Origin of the sequence: Pseudoalteromonas sp. B160, assembly GCF_037162485.1 — a bacterium.
Lineage (GTDB): Bacteria > Pseudomonadota > Gammaproteobacteria > Enterobacterales > Alteromonadaceae > Pseudoalteromonas > Pseudoalteromonas rhizosphaerae.
Map to the genome: position 1 here is coordinate 2,794,199 of NZ_JARLUX010000001.1, position 18,516 is coordinate 2,812,714.

An 18,516-nucleotide genomic window follows, 5' to 3' on the forward strand; every position below is an offset into this window, starting at 1 on the left:
TTACTGCAAACCTTCAACATCAAAATAGAGCGGCTTTAAAGTACCACAGTTGGCAAATTTATAGGTGAGTTCCCCAATACTTGGGACGCGTTTTGATGTGCGAAATTTTTGCAAACAGGCATTGGTTAAATCTGCAAAAATAAGGTGATTAAAACTCGGTGCTTGGGTAATTTTATGGATATAAATTCGCTCATTATTTTTGAGGGTGATCATGTCGTATTCTTGCCACTGCGATGATTCGTTCAAATCAGTTAATTCCCGCGCATAAAGTAATTTACTCATTACAATAGGTCTATGTTGATAAACCAAACTGCCATCGCGCTGGTAGTGTCCGGCATACACATCTGCCGTAATTGTTAGTTCTTCGCCACGCATTAGCCGTTGAATATTAAATGGTTGTGGTTTGATAGTAATAAGCTCTGCATCACGTACCAGGCTTAAAAAAGCGACATCTGGGTTTTCAATTTGATAAACAACTTGCACATCGTGAGGTAATTTATAAGTCGGTAGGCTAACTGCAAAAATACGCGAGCCTTGATTAACGAGCACCATAGCATGCTCTGCATTGTAAGCTGGGTTAATCGGCGGAAGCTCTTCTTTTACAGCTTCTTCTTCGGCGTTGGCAATACTTGACATAAATGCAAGTAACAAAATAAACAACAGTCGCATAATGATCTCAATAAAGGTATGAATTTAAAGTGTAGTTAAAAATACTGTTTTAGCAGTTTTATACTCTGCTTTTAAAACAGCGCAGCTTGCTCTATAACAATTGCGTGGCGTTTTGCAAGGCGCAAGTGATCTCTGTCATAACCTCCGCCAATCACGCTTGCCACTGGCGTATTGTGCTCAATACAGCGCTTAAACACTAAGTGATCACGTTTTTCAATGCCTTGCCAGCTAACATCAAGCTTACCTAAGCCATCTTGTTGCCAAATATCAACTCCGGCATCATACAGCACTAAATCAGGGTTAAGTTCTCTGAGTAAAAAGCGCAAGGTATCATCAACAACCCCTAAATATTCATCATCTTGCATATTATTAGCTAAACCAATGTCGAGATCGCTGGCGGATTTGCGAAATGGAAAATTCTTTTCACAATGAATCGAGCAAGTATATGCATAAGGTTGGTGTTGTAATATGGCTGCGGTGCCATCGCCTTGGTGTACATCTAAGTCAAAAATCAATACATTGGTTACTTCAGCTGATTGAATCAGCGTTTGTGCAGTAAAGGCTAAGTCGTTGACCATACAATAGCCAGAGCCAAAATCGCTGTGAGCGTGGTGTGTACCGCCGGCTAAATGGCATGCAATGCCGTGCTCAAGAGCTAAGCGCGCAGTTTGCAACGTGCCTTGAGGTGCGGTAAAAGTTCGTGCCATTAATTGTTCTGACCAAGGTAGCCCAATACGACGCATCGCTTTATCATCTAAGCGGTTATGCCATAAATCTTGAATGTAATTATCACAATGTACCAATTCAAGCGCCTCAGGGCTGCCAAGTTCAGGTGTGATTAGGTTGCTATTCGCCAAACCAAGTGCGTTTACTTGTTGGTATAAATGGGCAAATTTACTCATTACAAAACGATGGTTAGGATCAAAGTTAAACGAATAGTTAGGGTGATAAACCAGCGGTAAGTGTTGATTAAGAGCCATAGTCAGATTGCGTTGCGAATTTTCTCTAGGGTAACCTACAGGGCAATTTCAATCCAGTTACTTGCTTTACGCACTGTGGATCAAACTCTCAAGTTCACGGTGCAGTAGTGTATCGTCAGCGAGGTTTAACTCAATTAAACGCTTTAAATGGGTAATACTATCTATATCAATATGGGTACATTTTAAACCTATATGTTGTTGTTCGATATGGCAAATAGTGACAGTCATCGCGATGATTACTTCACTTTGCGGGAGTTTAAAGGCAAGAATAGCACTACTGTTTTTTGTAAAGTTAAAGTCATTATTGCGACTAACCAGAGCGCCATTTAATGATATATCGAGCAACTGGCAGGGGTAACTATGGGTATTATTGGTTAAATGCGCGGGAGTTGAAAATAAAATGCGCGTGTAATGTCGGCGGTTTTCCATCATTATTCCTTTTAGGAGTATTAGGATTAAGTGTAGCCTATTTTTTAGTCAGCATGTGTAATTAATACCAATCGACTTAAATATTTAACCATTCTAGCGAGCTAAATAAAGCGCTAACTGCGTTATAAATTTTTCATGTAGAACAACTACATGTCAAAATTTATGTCTTGTTATCACTCTATTTATCTGTCGCTATAAATGGTCAGTAACTTAACACGATTGGTATAAGCTGAACTCTGGATCGTGAATCTCTGATCTATATTCCAGGTTAATAAAAAAAGCCCCACATAAATGTGGGGCTTAAAAAATGTTTAGAACCTAGAACTTAACCTATCTTTTTGTACTTAATACGCTTAGGTTGCGTAGCCGCAGTGCCTAAGGTCTTTTTAAGCCATTCTTCATATTCAGTGTAGTTACCATCGAAGAAGTTAATTTGGCCTTCGTCACGGTAATCAAGAATATGTGTTGCAATACGGTCTAAGAACCAACGGTCATGCGAGATACACATAACGCAGCCTGGGAATTCTAAAATAGCGTTCTCAAGGGCACGTAATGTTTCAACGTCCAAATCATTGGTTGGCTCATCCAGCAGGATAACGTTGCCACCGGCTTTTAATAACTTAGCTAAGTGTAAGCGGTTGCGTTCACCACCTGACAAGTCCTTAACAAATTTTTGCTGATCGTTACCTTTGAAGTTAAAGCGACTAACATAGGCACGGCTTTGGAATTCAAAGTTACCAATTTTTAGTACGTCTTGGCCGTTTGAAATTTCTTGGAAAACAGTATTGCTGTCATCCATATTGCCTCGGAACTGATCAACGGTTGCCAGTTCAACCGTTTCACCTAGGTTAATTTCACCGCTGTCTTGTTTGTCTTCACCGCTGAGCATTTTAAACAGCGTTGATTTACCTGCGCCATTGGCACCGATAATGCCAACAATTGCGCCTTTAGGCACAGTAAAGCTTAGATCATCAATTAACACGCGATCGCCAAAGCTTTTCTTCAAGTTTTTAACTTCAATAACTTGATCACCTAAACGTGGTCCAGGTGGAATAAATAGCTCGTTGGTTTCATTACGTTTTTGGTAATCAGACTGCTGCATTTCAGTAAATTGCGACATACGCGCTTTTGACTTAGCTTGACGACCTTTTTGGTTTGAACGTACCCACTCAAGTTCTTGTGCAATTGATTTTTGACGGGCTTTTTCAGACTTTTGCTCTTGTTGCAGGCGCGCATCTTTTTGCTCAAGCCAAGAAGAATAATTACCTTCCCATGGAATACCTTCACCACGGTCAAGCTCTAAGATCCAGCCAGCTACATTATCGAGGAAGTAACGGTCATGGGTTACCGCCACAACAGTGCCTTCGTAATCATGCAAGAAGCGCTCAAGCCATGCTACAGATTCTGCATCTAAGTGGTTAGTCGGCTCATCGAGGATAAGCATATCTGGTTTTTCAAGCAATAAGCGGCAGATAGCCACTCGGCGACGCTCACCACCTGACAAGAATTCAATTTTAGCATCCCACTCAGGTAAGCGCAGGGCATCTGCGGCGCGCTCTAATACGTTGTCGATGTTATGACCATCGTGGGCTTGAATAATTGCTTCAAGCTCACCTTGCTCTTTGGCTAGTGCGTCAAAGTCAGCATCTTCCATCGCGTATTCGTTATATACTTCATCAAGACGGTTAAGCGCGTTTTTAACTTCGCTGACTGCTTCTTCCACAGTTTCACGAACCGTTTTGCTTTCATCTAGAATAGGCTCTTGCGGTAAGTAACCAATTTTAGTGCCCGGTTGAGGATATGCCTCACCTTCAAACTCTTGATCAAGGCCGGCCATAATACGTAGCAACGTTGATTTACCAGAACCGTTTAAACCAAGTACACCAATTTTTGCGCCCGGGAAAAAATGCAAAGAAATATCTTTTAAGATAGTGCGCTTAGGTGGCACAACCTTAGATACTCGACTCATCGAGAAAATAAACTTATCAGGTAAAACCATGGAAGGAGCCTTCAAATAATAATAAAAATTTCAATGTTGTATTGTAGTGGCTCACAGGTGAAACAGTCAACGAATCAACCAAATAACAATGTGCTAATTCGCGAGCAATACTCCTACACCGATTAAAGCAAGCAAGCCGCCTATTAACATTTTATTGGTAACGGGCTCGCGCTTTATAAAACCAATGCTCATTACAATTAATGGCGCGGTTGCGAAAATCGTTTGTGCAATGGCTGGATCGGTATATTTAACTGCGCCAAGTTGAAGCCATAAACCAAGGAAAGTGCCTAAAAACACAGCCGCAAAAAACCATTGTTTGCCGCTAATTCCCTCAGAGTTAGTGCTTGTTTAAATTCACTGCTTTTAAATACTGCAACAACTAAGGCCACAGTCATCGTACCTGCTGCTAATCTAATTAATGCCGCCCATAAGCTACTCATATGCTCATTATTGAGTGCGCCTTTAGACATCACCATACCGAGCGCTTGGCAGATAGCAGCTGCAAGGGCACATAAAACACCTTTGCGATAATGTTGATGATCAACCTGTGGCAATGTTTTTTCAGGCTTGATTGCTATTACTACGCCAATGGTTGTAAGTACAATACCGCACCATGCAAATGGCGATAAATAATGATTTAATAGCAGGATATTAAAAACCCCCACAAGGGCTGGAGCAAGGGACTCAATAACTAACGTGCGAGCAGGGCCAATATTTCGCAGCGCAGTAAAATAGGCGCTATCGCCAATCGCAATCCCAATCACCCCGCCAGCAATTAGCCAAAGCCAGCTTATCAGATGATGTGGTAGTGCAGCGTCTTGAGTAATCGCAATAGTCACTAACATCATGGCACTTGCTAACACGCCTTTACTGATGTTTAGCTGCATAGGCGTTAAGTGATGGCTAAAACCTTTATATAAAATGGTCGAAAGCGCCCAAACAATAGCTGCTAATATAGCAAAAAGTTCTCCTAAGCCTAGCCAATCAATCACGTTTACCACCTTAAAATAAAATCAACAGGCGCATTATGGCGAGCGGTTTTTAGAATGCAAAAGAATAGTTAAAATAAACTCATTTGGACATCTAAACATCTAGAGGTTGAAATTTCCAGCTATCCGTTCATAATTAGCCATTGGTTAATTATGCCTTGGAGATGAGTATGCCTATTACCGTTAAAGATGAATTGCCCGCAATTGCGAAGTTACGTCAAGAAAACGTATTCGTAATGCCAAAAAGCCGCGCTAAAACCCAAGAGATCCGTCCGATGCGCTTGGCGATTTTAAACTTAATGCCTAATAAGGTAGAAACCGAGGTGCAATTTATTCGTTTGCTCGCTAATTCACCCTTACAAGTGAATGTAGAGCTACTACGTTTAGACACTCATCGCAGCAGTAGCAATTCAGAGCAGCATTTAGACACTTTTTATCGTTATTTCTCTGAAGTGAAAGACAACAATTACGATGCATTACTCATTACCGGCGCACCATTGGCACATTTAGAATATGACGATGTAGCCTACTGGGATGAACTAAAAGTAATTTTAGATTGGGCGGAGCAGCATGTAACCTCAACATTATTTTCGTGTTGGGCGGCTCACGCGGGTTTATTTCATCATTATAATCTAAAGCGTGAACTAAAAGAAAATAAGCTCTGTGGCGTGTTTACCCATAAGTGTTACTTTGAACATGGAGCCTTAACGCGTGGTTTTGACGATACCTTTGTAGTGCCGCACTCGCGTTATGGCCATATTGATATTGAAAAAATTAACGCTTGTGATGATTTAGTGGTGCTGGCAGGTTCAGAGCAAGTAGGCGCTTACTTAATAAAAAATAAATCCGGCAGCCAAGTGTATATTACCGGGCATCCTGAGTATGATGCAGACACTTTAAAAGGCGAATATCAGCGCGATTTAGAAAAAGGCCCTGATGCGCCATTGCCTGAAAATTACTTTCCAGAGAACAACCCTGATAACGAACCGTCGAAAACTTGGCAAAGCCATGCCTTTTACTGTTTTCGAATTGGTTAAATTATTATGTGTACCAAACCACACCCTATGATATTAATTTAGTTAGCCAAGCCGTAAGGACTAACAACTATGCCGAATAATTTAGAAAACAAAAGCGCCGAGTTAATTGAAGCGTTAAAACAGCGTATTTTAATTCTTGATGGTGCTATGGGTACCATGATCCAAGAACACAAATTAGAAGAACACGATTACCGTGGCGAGCGCTTTAAAGACTGGCATGTGCTAATTAAAGGTAATAATGATTTATTAAGCATTACACAACCAAAAATTATTGCTGATATTCATCGTGGCTTTTTAAATGCAGGTGCCGATATTATCGAAACCAACACCTTTAATTCGACTACAATTTCGATGGAAGATTACGATATGGCCAGCATCAGCCGTGAAGTAAACTTAGAGTCAGCTAAATTAGCACGCAGTATTTGTGATGAGTTTACTGCTAAAAATCCAGCTAAACCACGCTATGTTGCGGGTGTTTTAGGGCCAACCTCAAAAACCTGTTCAATCTCACCGGATGTGAACGACCCTGGTTATCGCAATGTCACGTTTGATAAGTTAGTCACCGCGTATGTTGAATCAACCCTTGCTTTAATGGAAGGTGGTGTTGATCTCATTTTAATAGAAACAATTTTTGATACGCTTAATGCAAAAGCGGCTTCATTCGCGGTTGAAGAAGCGTTTGAACAAGCAGGGCGCAAGTTGCCTGTGATGATCTCTGGCACCATAACCGATGCCTCGGGCCGTACGCTGTCAGGGCAAACCACCGAAGCATTTTATAATTCTATTCGTCATATAAAGCCAATTTCAATTGGCTTGAACTGCGCGCTAGGTCCAGATTTATTGCGCCAATATGTAGAAGAACTATCGCGTGTTTGCGAAACCTTTGTCTCTGTTCACCCCAATGCTGGTTTACCGAACGAGTTTGGGGAATATGATTTAGAAGCACCTGAAATGGCTCAAGAAATTATCGATTGGGGCAAGTCTGGCTTTATCAATATTGTTGGCGGTTGTTGTGGTACCACACCTGCACACATCAGGGCATTTTCGAAAGGGCTTGAAGGTGTTAAACCTCGCCTATTGCCAGAGCTTGAAGTGCGTATGCGCTTATCAGGCCTTGAAGCGTGTAATTTAAACTAAGGTAGCCGAGATGACACAAAAAATAGCAGTATTTACCAACGTTGGCGAACGTACCAATGTGACCGGCTCAGCCATGTTCAAACGTTTGATCATGGAAGAAGATTACGAGAGTGCGCTTAATGTTGCCCGCGAGCAAGTAGAAAACGGCGCACAGGTTATTGATATCAACATGGATGAAGCCATGCTGGACTCAAAAGCCGCCATGGTGAAATTTTTAAATTTGATTGCCTCCGAGCCTGATATTTCTCGCGTGCCAATTATGGTCGACTCTTCTAAGTGGGAAGTCATTGAAGCGGGCTTAAAGTGTATTCAAGGCAAGGCAATTGTAAACTCAATCTCGCTAAAAGAAGGTGAAGAGCCATTTATTCGCCAAGCTAAAATTATTAAACGTTTTGGCGCCGTTGCAGTGGTTATGGCGTTTGATACCGACGGCCAAGCAGATACAGCCGATCGCAAGTTTGAAATTTGTCAGCGTAGTTACCGCATTTTGGTGGATGAAATTGGCTTTGCGCCAGAAGATATTATTTTCGATCCCAACATCTTTGCGGTAGCAACCGGTATTGAAGAGCACGACAACTACGCAGTTGAATTTATTGAAGGTACACGTCGCATTAAGCAAAACTTGCCACACTGTAAAGTGTCGGGTGGGGTGTCGAATGTATCGTTCTCGTTTCGTGGGAATAACCCCGTGCGAGAGGCTATTCACTCAGTATTTTTATATCACGCAATTCAAGCGGGTATGGATATGGGAATTGTTAATGCAGGGCAACTCGCTGTGTATGATGATATTCCAGCGGAGCTGCGAAAAGCGGTTGAAGACGTTATTTTAAATACCGATCCAGGTGCAGGTGAACGTTTAGTTGAGTTGGCACCTAAATACTCAGGCATGGCACAAGCCGAACGCGTAGAGGATTTAGAATGGCGTACTTGGCCGGTCGAAAAGCGCCTTGAACATGCTCTTGTTAAAGGCATTACTACCTTTATAGATGAAGACACCGAAGAATGCCGTGCTGCTGCCGATAAACCTATTCATGTGATTGAAGGGCCGTTAATGGACGGCATGAATGTGGTAGGCGATTTATTTGGCGCAGGTAAAATGTTCTTACCGCAAGTCGTTAAATCAGCGCGAGTGATGAAGCGCGCAGTGGCCTACCTAGACCCTTACATTGAAGCAGAAAAAGAAGAAGGGGCTACTAACGGTAAAATCGTGATGGCCACCGTTAAAGGTGACGTATATGATATTGGTAAAAATATTGTTGGCGTAGTACTGCAATGTAATAACTATGAAGTTATCGATTTAGGCGTAATGGTGCCTGCCGATAAAATACTGCAAACCGCGATTGATGAAAAAGCCGATATCATTGGTTTATCAGGGCTGATTACACCATCGCTTGATGAAATGGTGCATGTTGCCAAAGAAATGAAGCGCCGTGGTTTTGAACTACCGCTATTGATTGGTGGCGCGACTACCTCAAAAGCGCATACTGCCGTTAAAATCGAGCCACAATATGACAAAGGCGTGGTGTATGTAAATAACGCCAGTCGCGCTGTAGGCGTGGTTTCTAACTTATTGTCGAAAGAGCATAAAGCTGAATTTTTAGCAAAAACCAGCGCTGAATATGTCAAAGTACGCGAGCAGCAAGCACGCAAAAAACCACGTTCAAAACCGGTTACTATTCAACGTGCCCGCGACAACGCCGCCAAGTTTGATTGGGATAATTACACTCCACCGGTGCCGAAAAAGCTAGGCGTGACAGAGTTTAAAAATGTCTCGATAGCCACTTTACGACAATACATAGACTGGACGCCGTACTTTATGACCTGGTCAATCGCCGGTAAATACCCACGTATCATGACTGATGAAGTGGTTGGCGAGCAGGCGCAAAGCTTATTTAAAGACGCTAACGACATGCTTGACGACCTTGAAAAGTCAGGCAGTTTGCAACCGCTTGGCGTAATTGGTTTATTCCCAGCTAATCGCGTGGGTGACGATATTGAAATATACACAGACGAAACTCGCTCTGAACTATTAACCACATCGTGCCATTTACGTCAGCAAACAGAAAAAACCGACTTTGCTAACTACTGCTTAGCTGATTATATCGCTCCGAAAGGCACGCCTGATTACTTTGGTGCATTTGCGGTAACCGGCGGTCTTGAAGAAGACGACTTAGCTGATGCGTTCGATGCACAGCAAGATGACTACAACAAAATAATGGTAAAAGCGGTGGCAGATAGACTCGCCGAAGCCTTTGCTGAGTACTTACACGAACAAGTGCGTAAAGAATATTGGGGTTTTGCCCCAGACGAAAACCTTGCGAATGAAGATCTTATTCGTGAAAACTATCAAGGTATTCGCCCAGCACCCGGTTACCCAGCGTGTCCAGAGCACACTGAGAAAAAGAAAATCTGGCAACTACTCGACACTGAAAAGCGCATTGGCATGCAGCTCACCAGCTCATACGCCATGTGGCCCGGTGCTGCGGTATCAGGCTGGTACTTCTCTCACCCTGAGGCTAAATACTACGCCGTAGCGGCAGTACAAAAGGATCAGGTTGAAGACTACGCTAAACGTACCAACATGACGCTGGAAGAGGCCGAAAGGTGGCTGTCGCCTAATTTGGGGTATGAGCCGGAATAGGGCAGCTTTAAGCGGTAAGTGATAAGTAAAAACGAGTCAAATTAGGCTCGTTTTTTTATGAATAATAATTGTATAAGCTGGTGATTTATTACCTTTGTTTGGTGGAGTTATTCAATGATGCAATTTAAGTCATGTTGGTAGGGGATAAGTCACTAAAATAGCATTATGAGTTTATCTAGGCGTAAACTTATAATGATTCGCAACGACTTAAAAACTGTAATTATAACTGTAGGTATAAGGGGATTGTTTCTTGTCTTTGACTTTTACCTAACGCCTAGTTTCTTTACGTCTCCTTATTAATCAATATTTTAACTAAAGGGCTACACATGAAGTTTCTAAATCTCACTTTACTGTGCTTATCTCTACTTTTCGCATCAAATACGTTTGCGCTTGAGCAGCAGTATCATCAAAATATTTCATCTATTATTGCCGCGTTTAAAGATGATGATAAAGCGGCGGTTGCTGCGCTGGTTAGTTATCCGTTAAAGCGCAGCTATCCAGTGCCTGCTATTAATAATCAAGCTGAGTTAGTCGAACGTTTCGAGCAGGTATTTGATCCGCAGCTGATTGCACAGATTGCTAATTCAAATATCGATACTGACTGGGATAAGGTGGGCTGGCGCGGCATTATGCTAAATAGTGGCATCGTTTGGGTTGATAGCAACGGTAAAATTATCGGTATAAATTACCAAACAGCCAAAGAGCAGTTGCTAGCGAAACGTTTAATAGCAGCTGATAAACAAGCGCTGCACCCAAGTGTTAATACTTTTGCAGAGCCTATTTTAGATTGGCAAACGGCTAAATTCCGTATTCGTATCGATGACTTAGGGGATGGAAACTTCCGCTATGTATCGTGGAGTATTGATAAAAAACTCAGTGATAAACCAGATATTGTTTTAGTTAATGGCGATATAAAGTTTGACGGTAGCGGTGGTAACCATAGCTACACATTTAACAATGGCCGTTACAGCTATGTATTACAAGTTACAGTGATCGGCTGTGATACCTCGCCACCAGGTTGGCTTGAAGTATACAAAGACGATAAGCGTATTTTGTCTCAGGATATTATAAACACTGGAAGTTAAAAGTTAATTATCTTAGATGCAAAAAGGGGAGTGTGCTTCCCTTAAATATAGGGCGCTATTTTATTAAATACGCACTTTAACAAATGCCGCAATTGCATCGTCTTGGCAATGTGTGAAAAAACACTCTTGAAAACGAGCACCGCCAATGGCTTGTTTAATCAGCTCAGGGTCAATGGCTTCAAGTGCGCTTAAGTAATCTTTAGCTACATCTGCTTTTAGTTGATTTAAGATACATATGAATAGTTCGTTACCTATTGGCCATTGAGTTTGGTTTTAAATTTGCGAAGTTATGGTTATGCATTACTCGGTGCTAGCCACTCTTTAACTTTGTTAATCTTTGTTGAATTTTGTTAATGGGTTCTTTATTTTTAAATGTTTGGTTATATAATGCTGGTGCTAATGGATCATTATAATTAAAAATAAAATACAAAGGATTAGGGAATTGATTAAATTATCTTGCTTTACTTTACTCATGATGAGTGCTTATTCAGTTAATGCTACTGATGCAGAACACTTACAAAATACTCAAGAAAATACCTATGGTGATGCTGTTTTAGTTAACGGTCAAAAAATAAATTTTGATAAGTCACACTTCGATAGCTTAACTACAAAAGCTAAATTATCTACACCTTCAAAAAATAATACATCTTTTCAAACTGCTACTAACAACCAAAATATTGAACTTACAAGTATATTTCGTGATTTCTCATTAGACAACTCTATGGGTCAAAAAGGCTTATATGTTACAGCGCTAACAGGGTTGAATAGTATGCATATTATATCTGCCCAACAGAGCAGCTTTAATATCATTGAATATACGAAGGATGAGTATCAGGTAACAGCTCGTTATGATTTTGACAGCAGTATTCAAGATACAGCACTGTTAAAGGATAATGTGACTGATACCTATTATTTATATGTATTAGAAGGCAAATTTTTAAAAAAGGTTAATTTAGTCACTCAAAAGGTTGAACTAAGCACGGAGCTAACTTTTGATTATTATAATGCTGATTCAGTCGATGCTTTTGATATAAATAATGATGGCAAAGATGAGATTATTGTTTATAGAAACAATGAGCTGTTAGTGCTCAATGCTCTTGATCTGTCTGAGTTAGCAGCACTTAAAAATGCACAGCAAAAATTTGTTCTGGGATCATTTACTCAAGCTAACGTTAAAAGAAATCCTATTTAGTGATGGTGCGGTTTTTCGGTTTGAAAATGATACGTTTGTGCTGCATAAACAACTTAATTTAAATGCTAGTGGCGAACACCTGATAGCAGTGGATATAAATAACGATGGCTTAGACGAAGTAATTAATGGGCAGAGTTGGAAAAGCATAGAGATGTTGAGCCCAAGTACAGAAAAAGTTTTGTGGACAGCTCAGAGTGGCCAAGATATTGATAAAGTTATTGTTGCAGACATCAATAAAGACGGCATCGATGATTTAGTTTACGGTGACGGCCAGTGGGGTCAGTTGTACGCGCTTTCACTTACAACTGGTATTGAGTTTTGGAGTATAAAAATCCTGGACATGGTGTGTCAGGTATTGTCGTTGACGATTTTAACGGTGACGGCAAACAGGATATTGCTTGGGGAGCGGGTTACTCATCTTCAGGTGAAGATGAGTTTCAGATCCACAATGTGGATGATAAAACTAAGCAATGGTCTAAAAAAATTAAGCAATATTCTAATAAATCTTTAGCGCTTGCTGATATCAATAATAATGGAAGTTTAGATGTACTTTACACACTAACTGATAGTAATTCTCTATATGTTGTTGATACAAAAACAAAAACTAGAATTCTTACAAATATTGAGCTGAAAAATGACTGGGATAGTAATACTTTGATTACTACCGCTGATTTATTCAATGACGGTAAAAATTATATAATTTCTGGTAGTTCTGCAATATATGATGCAAATGTTCAGGTTTTTTCTCCTGATAGTGGTGAGGAGATATTTCAAACAAAGCTTGGTAGCGGTGATTATGTCAGTGCGTTAACTGCGTTTGATATCAACAATGATGGCAAGCTAGAAATAATTGTAGGCAATGGTGCTGAACATACCGGCAGTGAAGGGAATTTTTTCAAGGTCTTAAATGGACAAACAGGGGAAGTGTTAAAAATATCGCCTAGTTTGGGTTTTTCTTGGCGTGGAATGAGCTCAATAGTAACTGGAAGCTTTATTAACAATGACAATATCGACATTGTTAGTTTAGTGGATGGTTCTCTAGTTGGTTATGATTATTCTAACAATACCATTATGAAGGTTACCCTAAGCCAAAGCTTTAACGGTTTAGTTAATGTTATTGCTAACGGAGAACAATCTTTAGTAGCGTCTAGCTCTAGTGGGTCGCTGTATAAGGTAGCTTTAAACGGTCAAGAAACATTAATCGCTGAAGTGTGCCAAGGCACTTTAAATAACTTGGTATCAGTAAGAGCGGGATTTGTGCAATATTCGTGTTCAGATCAATTTGGTGAGTACTATTTAGATAATAATACGATTTCATATAGGATCGACAGAGCTAACGAAGCTAGTTGGTTAGCAAGTACGACGTTCAATAATGTTGACTATACACTGTTGTCAGGTAAGTCATTAGAAGTGTTTTCTAACCAAACGGCTGTACCTTTAGCTAAACCAGATAATATTAGCTATTCAGGTCACGTGTTATCAAGTATTCAAATAGATTTACCTGTTGCTGATGATATTGACTATGTTGTATTGGATCAAAGACCAGCCTTAGGCAAAGTAGAGTTCAGTGATAGGAAAGCGGGGTTGTTGACTTATGTTCCTTCTGGAGTTACAACCGGTACTGATGTGCTTAACTACTACACCGTTAAAGGGCGTGCGCGTTCGGCTGTAGCAAGTTTAACATTAGATTTGACAAATACGGCTCCGGTTGCAAATAACATGACACTGCAAACACATTGGAATACGCCACTTAATTTTAACCTTGAGGGGCTAGATGAAGATGAAGAAAATCTGGTATTTGATATTAAAAATACGCCTGCGCATGGGCAGATTCAGTTAATCGATGCTGCATCTGGGAGTGTTACATTTTCGCCAAGTGGGGAGTCACTTGAGCCAGTGTCAGTAAGCTATACAGTCAGAGATTCTTTAATAGAAACTAAAATACATAATGTAGTTATCGAGTTTAAAAATACGACTCCACAAGCTCAAAATTTAACCTATAAAACGTCTTATAATAGCGAAGTAAATGGCCGTTTTTCAGCACTAGATAATGACGATGATACGATTGAATATGAGCTAGTTACTGAGCCTAATTCAGGGAGTTTTAGCTTTGAAGCTGATACTGGGTTGTTTAAATTAACTCCAACAGAAGAAGAAAGTCATACGATTACTTTTAGCTATATCGCTAAAGATAAGTTTGCTAGCTCTGCGACTCAAACTGTCACCGTGAATGTTGAAGGTAAGCAAGGTGCGCCTTCATCTGAGTCTAGTTCAAGCTCAGGTGGTGGCATCTATTATCTAATTGCATTGCTATCGTTTTCTCTTCTTGGTAGACGCCGACAAATTTATAGTAAATAACTTACTATAGATAAAAAACCGCCAAGTGGCGGTTTTTTCATAAAAGCAGTTGCTATGCTTTAGGTTAATGGCCTTTCTCAAACTCATCAACTTCGCGCTCAGCTTCCTCTTTCGATTTACCGTATGCTTGTTGAATTTTACCAACAAGCTCTTTACGACTACCTTCAATTTTATCTAAATCATCGTTGGTAAGGTCGCCCCATTTACGTTGCGCTTTACCTTTAAGTTCTTTCCAATTACCTTCAATACGATCGCTATTCATAATTTACTCCTTGTATAGATAAGTGATTTTCTTGTCGTGTTCAGTTATTAAAAAGCAAACTCTATACCATGCTAGATATTTATTTTATTTCATTTTAAATCATTGCTTTACGATCTATTCTCTCGGTAGCTATTAGATTGTGTGCTTAATTATTACGTTAATGTGTGTAATTATTACGACCTTGAAAAGTAGGGATTGATTATTAATATTTGTGTGGGTAATTCACTTTTTAGAATTTTCCTTTAACTATTTCATATAAAAAAGCCAATGAAATTTATATATTACATTGGCGTGTGCGTATTAATTAGAGTCAGTACGAATACCGGATATATTTAAATACGCGCTTTAACAAATGCAGCAATTGCGTCGTCTTGGCAATGTGTGAAAAAACACTCTTGAAAACGTGGGCCGCCAATGGCTTGTTTAATCAGCTCAGGATCAATGGCTTCAAGTGCGCTTAAGTAATCTTTAGCTACATCTGCTTTTAGTTGATTTAAAATACCTGCATTTGTTACTTGAGATTCTTTACGCTCTGCAGGATACCCTTGGCCTTTTTCGCCGGTAAATGCTTTTTCGAATATGTATCTAATATTAAGCTCAGCGCCCCAGCCAAAGCCTTTGGCATAGGGTAAAGCGAGTGCATTGCCATTGTTTATTTGCGCAAACAGGTAGGCATCAGATGGGTCAATGCAGTAGCCACATGTTACACCAGGAAATGCATTGCTCGCCATTAACGCGCCTTGGCCAGTACCACAACCGGTAACTACAAAGTCTACCGCTTTTGAGTTGAGCAGTAGGCTTGCAATGATCCCAAGGTGAATATAGGTTAATCGATGATCGTTATCGCCATCCATACCTACATTAAATACTTGGTGATTTTGGGCATTAGCCACAGTGTTAAGCTGTTCAAGTACTGTAGGGTTTTTTGCCGCTTGACTGAATTCGTTCATTAATGCGATTTTCATTTGACTCTACCAATTTTGTTAACGTTGAGTTGATTCTACATATCAATGCTACCGGTGGCAAATATTGTTGTCTATTACATATTATTACTTATGTAAGTTGCCTGAGAATAATTAGTAACCTATTCGAACTTTGAGTTTTGCTTCCCTTTTTCTAAATAGTGGCTATGCATAACTCGATGTTTTCAGTTTTTTGTTAATTACATAACAGCAGATGTTTTTATTCATTATTGTGGTTACCTTAATCCTAATACCCCTAGCTTGCTTTTTCTTTTATAAAAAACAGCATGTTAAAAACGTAGGTAAAATCACCTATTTACTAAAGCAATAGCTAGGTCAATAGTGTTGTTGAAGTATGTATTCAGTAAATACAATTAACCCTAGGATTATTAGTATGAAAAAAATGAGTAAACATATATTCACTTTAAGCGCACTTACCATATTGACCGCTTGCGGTGGCTCTAATCAAAGTGAACAACCAGACTCTATAGTTGTTAATCCGATAACCCCTCCCGTTTCAATTTCTCCTAAGCTTGTTGTAACACAAGGTACGATCACTGGCTTTGGGAGTATTTATGTTGATGGTATTAAATATAATACTGATACGAGTAATATTAGGAAAAATGGCTTAAACACTCAATTAAGCGCGCTTAGTGTTGGTATGAAAATTAGTTTTTCAGCGCAACAAAATGACTCAGACGAATGGGTTGCGCAAGACGTGGCATACGACACTGAAGTTGAAGGTGTAATTCAAAGTATTGATCGTAACAATAGTCAAATACAGATTGCGAATACAGTTGTTTTTTATAATGATTTAACGCACTTTATTGATACTTCAGAGACACTGATTGGTGTTGGGCAAAGGGTCGAGATAAGCGGCTACCCGCAAGCAGACGGTACTTTTTTAGCGTCATACATTAAAGCCGACACCGATGAAAGTAATGATGGGCATGAATATACCGCTGGGATTGTATCTAATTTAGACGAGGCAACATTACAGTTTACTATTAATGGCGTTGTTATTGATTATAGCTCGGCTGTAATTGATGGCGTATTAGCAAACAATACCTATGTTAAAGTTGAAGGCAATTTAGTTGACGGGGTAATGGTTGCCAATAAGGTTGATGCTAGAACCGTTAAAGAGTCACTTGATATTGATGATGATAGCGTATTACGTTACCAAATAGAGGGGTTAATTACCCAAGTAAGCGCAACATCTATTGGGGTTAATGGGCAAATATTTGACTATGCAAATGATGTTGAGATTGAAGGGGCTGCACTGAATGATTTAACTGTGGGTATGTTTGTTGAGGTTTATGTTAATAACAATTTAGTCACTTCTATCGAATTTAAACAGTCTGCTTATTCATCAGACGGTAAAGTAAAAGGCGTTATAGAAGATATAGACCGTGAAAACAAAACTATCACCGTTAATGCTGTGGTATATGTAATTAATGAATTTAGCCGTTTTGAAGATGATGATGAGCAGTACTTTAGTTTTGCCACTTTAAATATTAATGATTATGTTGAAATTGCCTACCTGCAAACATCACCACTGCCTAGTGTTTTAAAAATTGAAAAAGAAGATCAACACGAATATCAACAAGAATGGGAAATGAAAGGGCAAGTAACTGCAATTTCAAACAATATAATTACGGTTAACGGTGCTGAAATAGTGTTAGTTACTGATGCAAAATACATCATAGATGATGCATTAGTTTCTTTTACAACGTTTTTAAGTCAACTAATTGTTGGAGATCGTGTTGAAGTCGAAGGGCAATACGACACTAATAACTTATTTATTCTTGGTAAGGTTGAACTTGGCCGCAATGATAATGATGGCAGCGACGATGATGGAGGCGATGCAGACCGAGGTGACGATGGTGATGATGACAATGGCAACAATGATAAGCATGTCGGCTATGTTGAATTAGAAGGAACCATTACTCAGCTTTTAACAAATAAGAGCTTTATGCTAAATGGTTACGAAGTGCAGTTATCGGAAAATGCAGAATTAGAGCTAAATGATCGAGATGTAAATTTGATAACTTTTATGGAGGCATTAGCCGTGGGTCGTACCATTGAAGTTGAAGGTCAATGGGTGGAAAATAAATATATCCTTGTTTCTGAAGCTGAGCTAAAGTAAAGAAACGTATTACAATAAATAAAGCCACATTATTGTGGCTTTTTTTATGGCTAGGTAAAAATGATGCATAAAGATAAGTTAATTTCATTCACATTGATTATGATCGTTATTTTTAAGTTGATTGATTTATCAACTGATATTTCAAGCAATATAGAACCTAAGCATATTTGGCAAGAAATCACGCTAATTGCTTTATCGTTAGCATTGTTCGTTTATTTAGTGATTGATATTCATAAGCGCACTATTAATGAAAAGTTAAACTTGGCGCAGTTAAAGGTCTCGAAAGAAAATATAAGGCTTCTTAATCAGCAATTAGAAGACTCTAAAGTCGCATTTTTTAATGAAATTGAAGGACAGTTCCAAAAGTGGGGATTAACGGCTGCTGAAAAAGAGATTGCACTATTTTTAGTAAAGGGATTATCAACATCAGAGATTGCTAGTATTCGAAATAAATCAGAAAAAACCATTAGTAATCAATCATCTGCTATTTATAAAAAGGCTGATGTAACTGGCAGGCATGAGCTCGCGGCTTTATTTTTTGAAATGTTGTTGTAAGTTTTTTAAGTCTTTCATAAATAAAGGTAGTTGCGCTCAGTCGGTTTACTGTTTCAATAATATTTAATTTGATAA

General features: G+C 39.5%; 16 protein-coding genes and 1 pseudogene. 8 read left to right on the forward strand and 9 right to left on the reverse strand.

All coding sequences use genetic code 11. The features are described from left to right. From P4S61_RS12980 to P4S61_RS13005, 6 genes are all read right to left on the reverse strand, one after another. Window positions 1-669, reverse strand: coding sequence for a hypothetical protein (locus P4S61_RS12980; RefSeq protein ID WP_337118384.1), 669 nt, complete (start codon window positions 667-669; stop codon window positions 1-3). 71 nt (window positions 670-740) lie between these two features. Beyond that, entirely contained in the window at window positions 741-1,649 is a 909-nt protein-coding gene (locus tag P4S61_RS12985) for a histone deacetylase family protein (RefSeq protein ID WP_337118385.1), read from the reverse strand. A gap of 66 nt (window positions 1,650-1,715) precedes the next feature. Beyond that, on the reverse strand, window positions 1,716-2,078 hold the full coding sequence (locus P4S61_RS12990) for a PilZ domain-containing protein (protein WP_182734665.1): 363 nt from the start codon (window positions 2,076-2,078) through the stop codon (window positions 1,716-1,718). Between the two features lie 325 nt (window positions 2,079-2,403). Next, the gene (ettA, locus tag P4S61_RS12995; protein WP_145241364.1) at window positions 2,404-4,077 is read right to left on the reverse strand and encodes an energy-dependent translational throttle protein EttA; all 1,674 of its coding nucleotides are present in this window, start codon (window positions 4,075-4,077) and stop codon (window positions 2,404-2,406) included. A 93-nt stretch (window positions 4,078-4,170) separates the two neighbouring features. Then, a complete protein-coding gene (locus P4S61_RS13000; RefSeq protein ID WP_337118386.1) occupies window positions 4,171-4,374 on the reverse strand; it encodes an EamA family transporter in 204 nt (67 codons plus the stop codon). Next, entirely contained in the window at window positions 4,365-5,069 is a 705-nt protein-coding gene (locus tag P4S61_RS13005; RefSeq protein ID WP_337118387.1) for a DMT family transporter, read from the reverse strand. Before P4S61_RS13005 ends, P4S61_RS13000 begins: the two co-directional genes overlap by 10 nt. Window positions 5,070-5,236: 167 nt before the next feature. On the opposite strand from P4S61_RS13005, the pseudogene P4S61_RS13010 reads away from it, so the two are divergent. The 4 genes and pseudogenes from P4S61_RS13010 (at window position 5,237) to P4S61_RS13025 (ending at window position 10,966) form a co-directional block, all read left to right on the forward strand. After that, window positions 5,237-6,183: pseudogene (locus tag P4S61_RS13010) on the forward strand (homoserine O-succinyltransferase). Beyond that, on the forward strand, window positions 6,173-7,240 hold the full coding sequence (locus P4S61_RS13015) for a homocysteine S-methyltransferase family protein (RefSeq protein ID WP_337118388.1): 1,068 nt from the start codon (window positions 6,173-6,175) through the stop codon (window positions 7,238-7,240). Before P4S61_RS13010 ends, P4S61_RS13015 begins: the two are co-directional and overlap by 11 nt. A gap of 10 nt (window positions 7,241-7,250) precedes the next feature. Next, window positions 7,251-9,881 (forward strand): methionine synthase, encoded by a 2,631-nt coding sequence (metH, locus tag P4S61_RS13020; protein ID WP_337118389.1) that lies wholly within the window; start codon window positions 7,251-7,253, stop codon window positions 9,879-9,881. 326 nt (window positions 9,882-10,207) lie between these two features. After that, on the forward strand, window positions 10,208-10,966 hold the full coding sequence (locus P4S61_RS13025; RefSeq protein ID WP_337118390.1) for a hypothetical protein: 759 nt from the start codon (window positions 10,208-10,210) through the stop codon (window positions 10,964-10,966). A 63-nt stretch (window positions 10,967-11,029) separates the two neighbouring features. Here the strand turns inward: P4S61_RS13025 and P4S61_RS13030 are convergent, their stop codons facing one another. Next, window positions 11,030-11,221, reverse strand: coding sequence for a hypothetical protein (locus P4S61_RS13030; RefSeq protein WP_337118905.1), 192 nt, complete (start codon window positions 11,219-11,221; stop codon window positions 11,030-11,032). Between the two features lie 187 nt (window positions 11,222-11,408). Here P4S61_RS13030 and P4S61_RS13035 point away from each other — a divergent pair, with 187 nt between their 5' ends. Together P4S61_RS13035 and P4S61_RS13040 are read left to right on the forward strand one after the other, a co-directional pair. Beyond that, a complete protein-coding gene (locus P4S61_RS13035) occupies window positions 11,409-12,158 on the forward strand; it encodes a hypothetical protein (RefSeq protein ID WP_337118391.1) in 750 nt (249 codons plus the stop codon). 318 nt (window positions 12,159-12,476) lie between these two features. After that, the gene (locus P4S61_RS13040; protein WP_337118392.1) at window positions 12,477-14,516 is read left to right on the forward strand and encodes an FG-GAP repeat domain-containing protein; all 2,040 of its coding nucleotides are present in this window, start codon (window positions 12,477-12,479) and stop codon (window positions 14,514-14,516) included. Window positions 14,517-14,580: 64 nt separating this feature from the next. Here P4S61_RS13040 and P4S61_RS13045 read toward each other — a convergent pair whose 3' ends face one another. Together P4S61_RS13045 and P4S61_RS13050 are read right to left on the reverse strand one after the other, a co-directional pair. Beyond that, window positions 14,581-14,778 carry a CsbD family protein gene (locus P4S61_RS13045; protein WP_145241378.1) on the reverse strand — a complete coding sequence of 66 codons (198 nt, stop codon included), beginning with the start codon at window positions 14,776-14,778 and terminating at the stop codon, window positions 14,581-14,583. Window positions 14,779-15,110: 332 nt separating this feature from the next. Next, entirely contained in the window at window positions 15,111-15,743 is a 633-nt protein-coding gene (locus P4S61_RS13050; protein ID WP_145241380.1) for an RpiB/LacA/LacB family sugar-phosphate isomerase, read from the reverse strand. 391 nt (window positions 15,744-16,134) lie between these two features. On the opposite strand from P4S61_RS13050, the gene P4S61_RS13055 reads away from it, so the two are divergent. Further along, window positions 16,135-17,886 carry a DUF5666 domain-containing protein gene (locus P4S61_RS13055; protein WP_337118393.1) on the forward strand — a complete coding sequence of 584 codons (1,752 nt, stop codon included), beginning with the start codon at window positions 16,135-16,137 and terminating at the stop codon, window positions 17,884-17,886. A 60-nt stretch (window positions 17,887-17,946) separates the two neighbouring features. Then, complete coding sequence (locus P4S61_RS13060) at window positions 17,947-18,441, forward strand: helix-turn-helix transcriptional regulator (protein WP_257324018.1); 495 nt, start codon at window positions 17,947-17,949, stop codon at window positions 18,439-18,441. Window positions 18,442-18,516 lie beyond the last annotated feature (75 nt).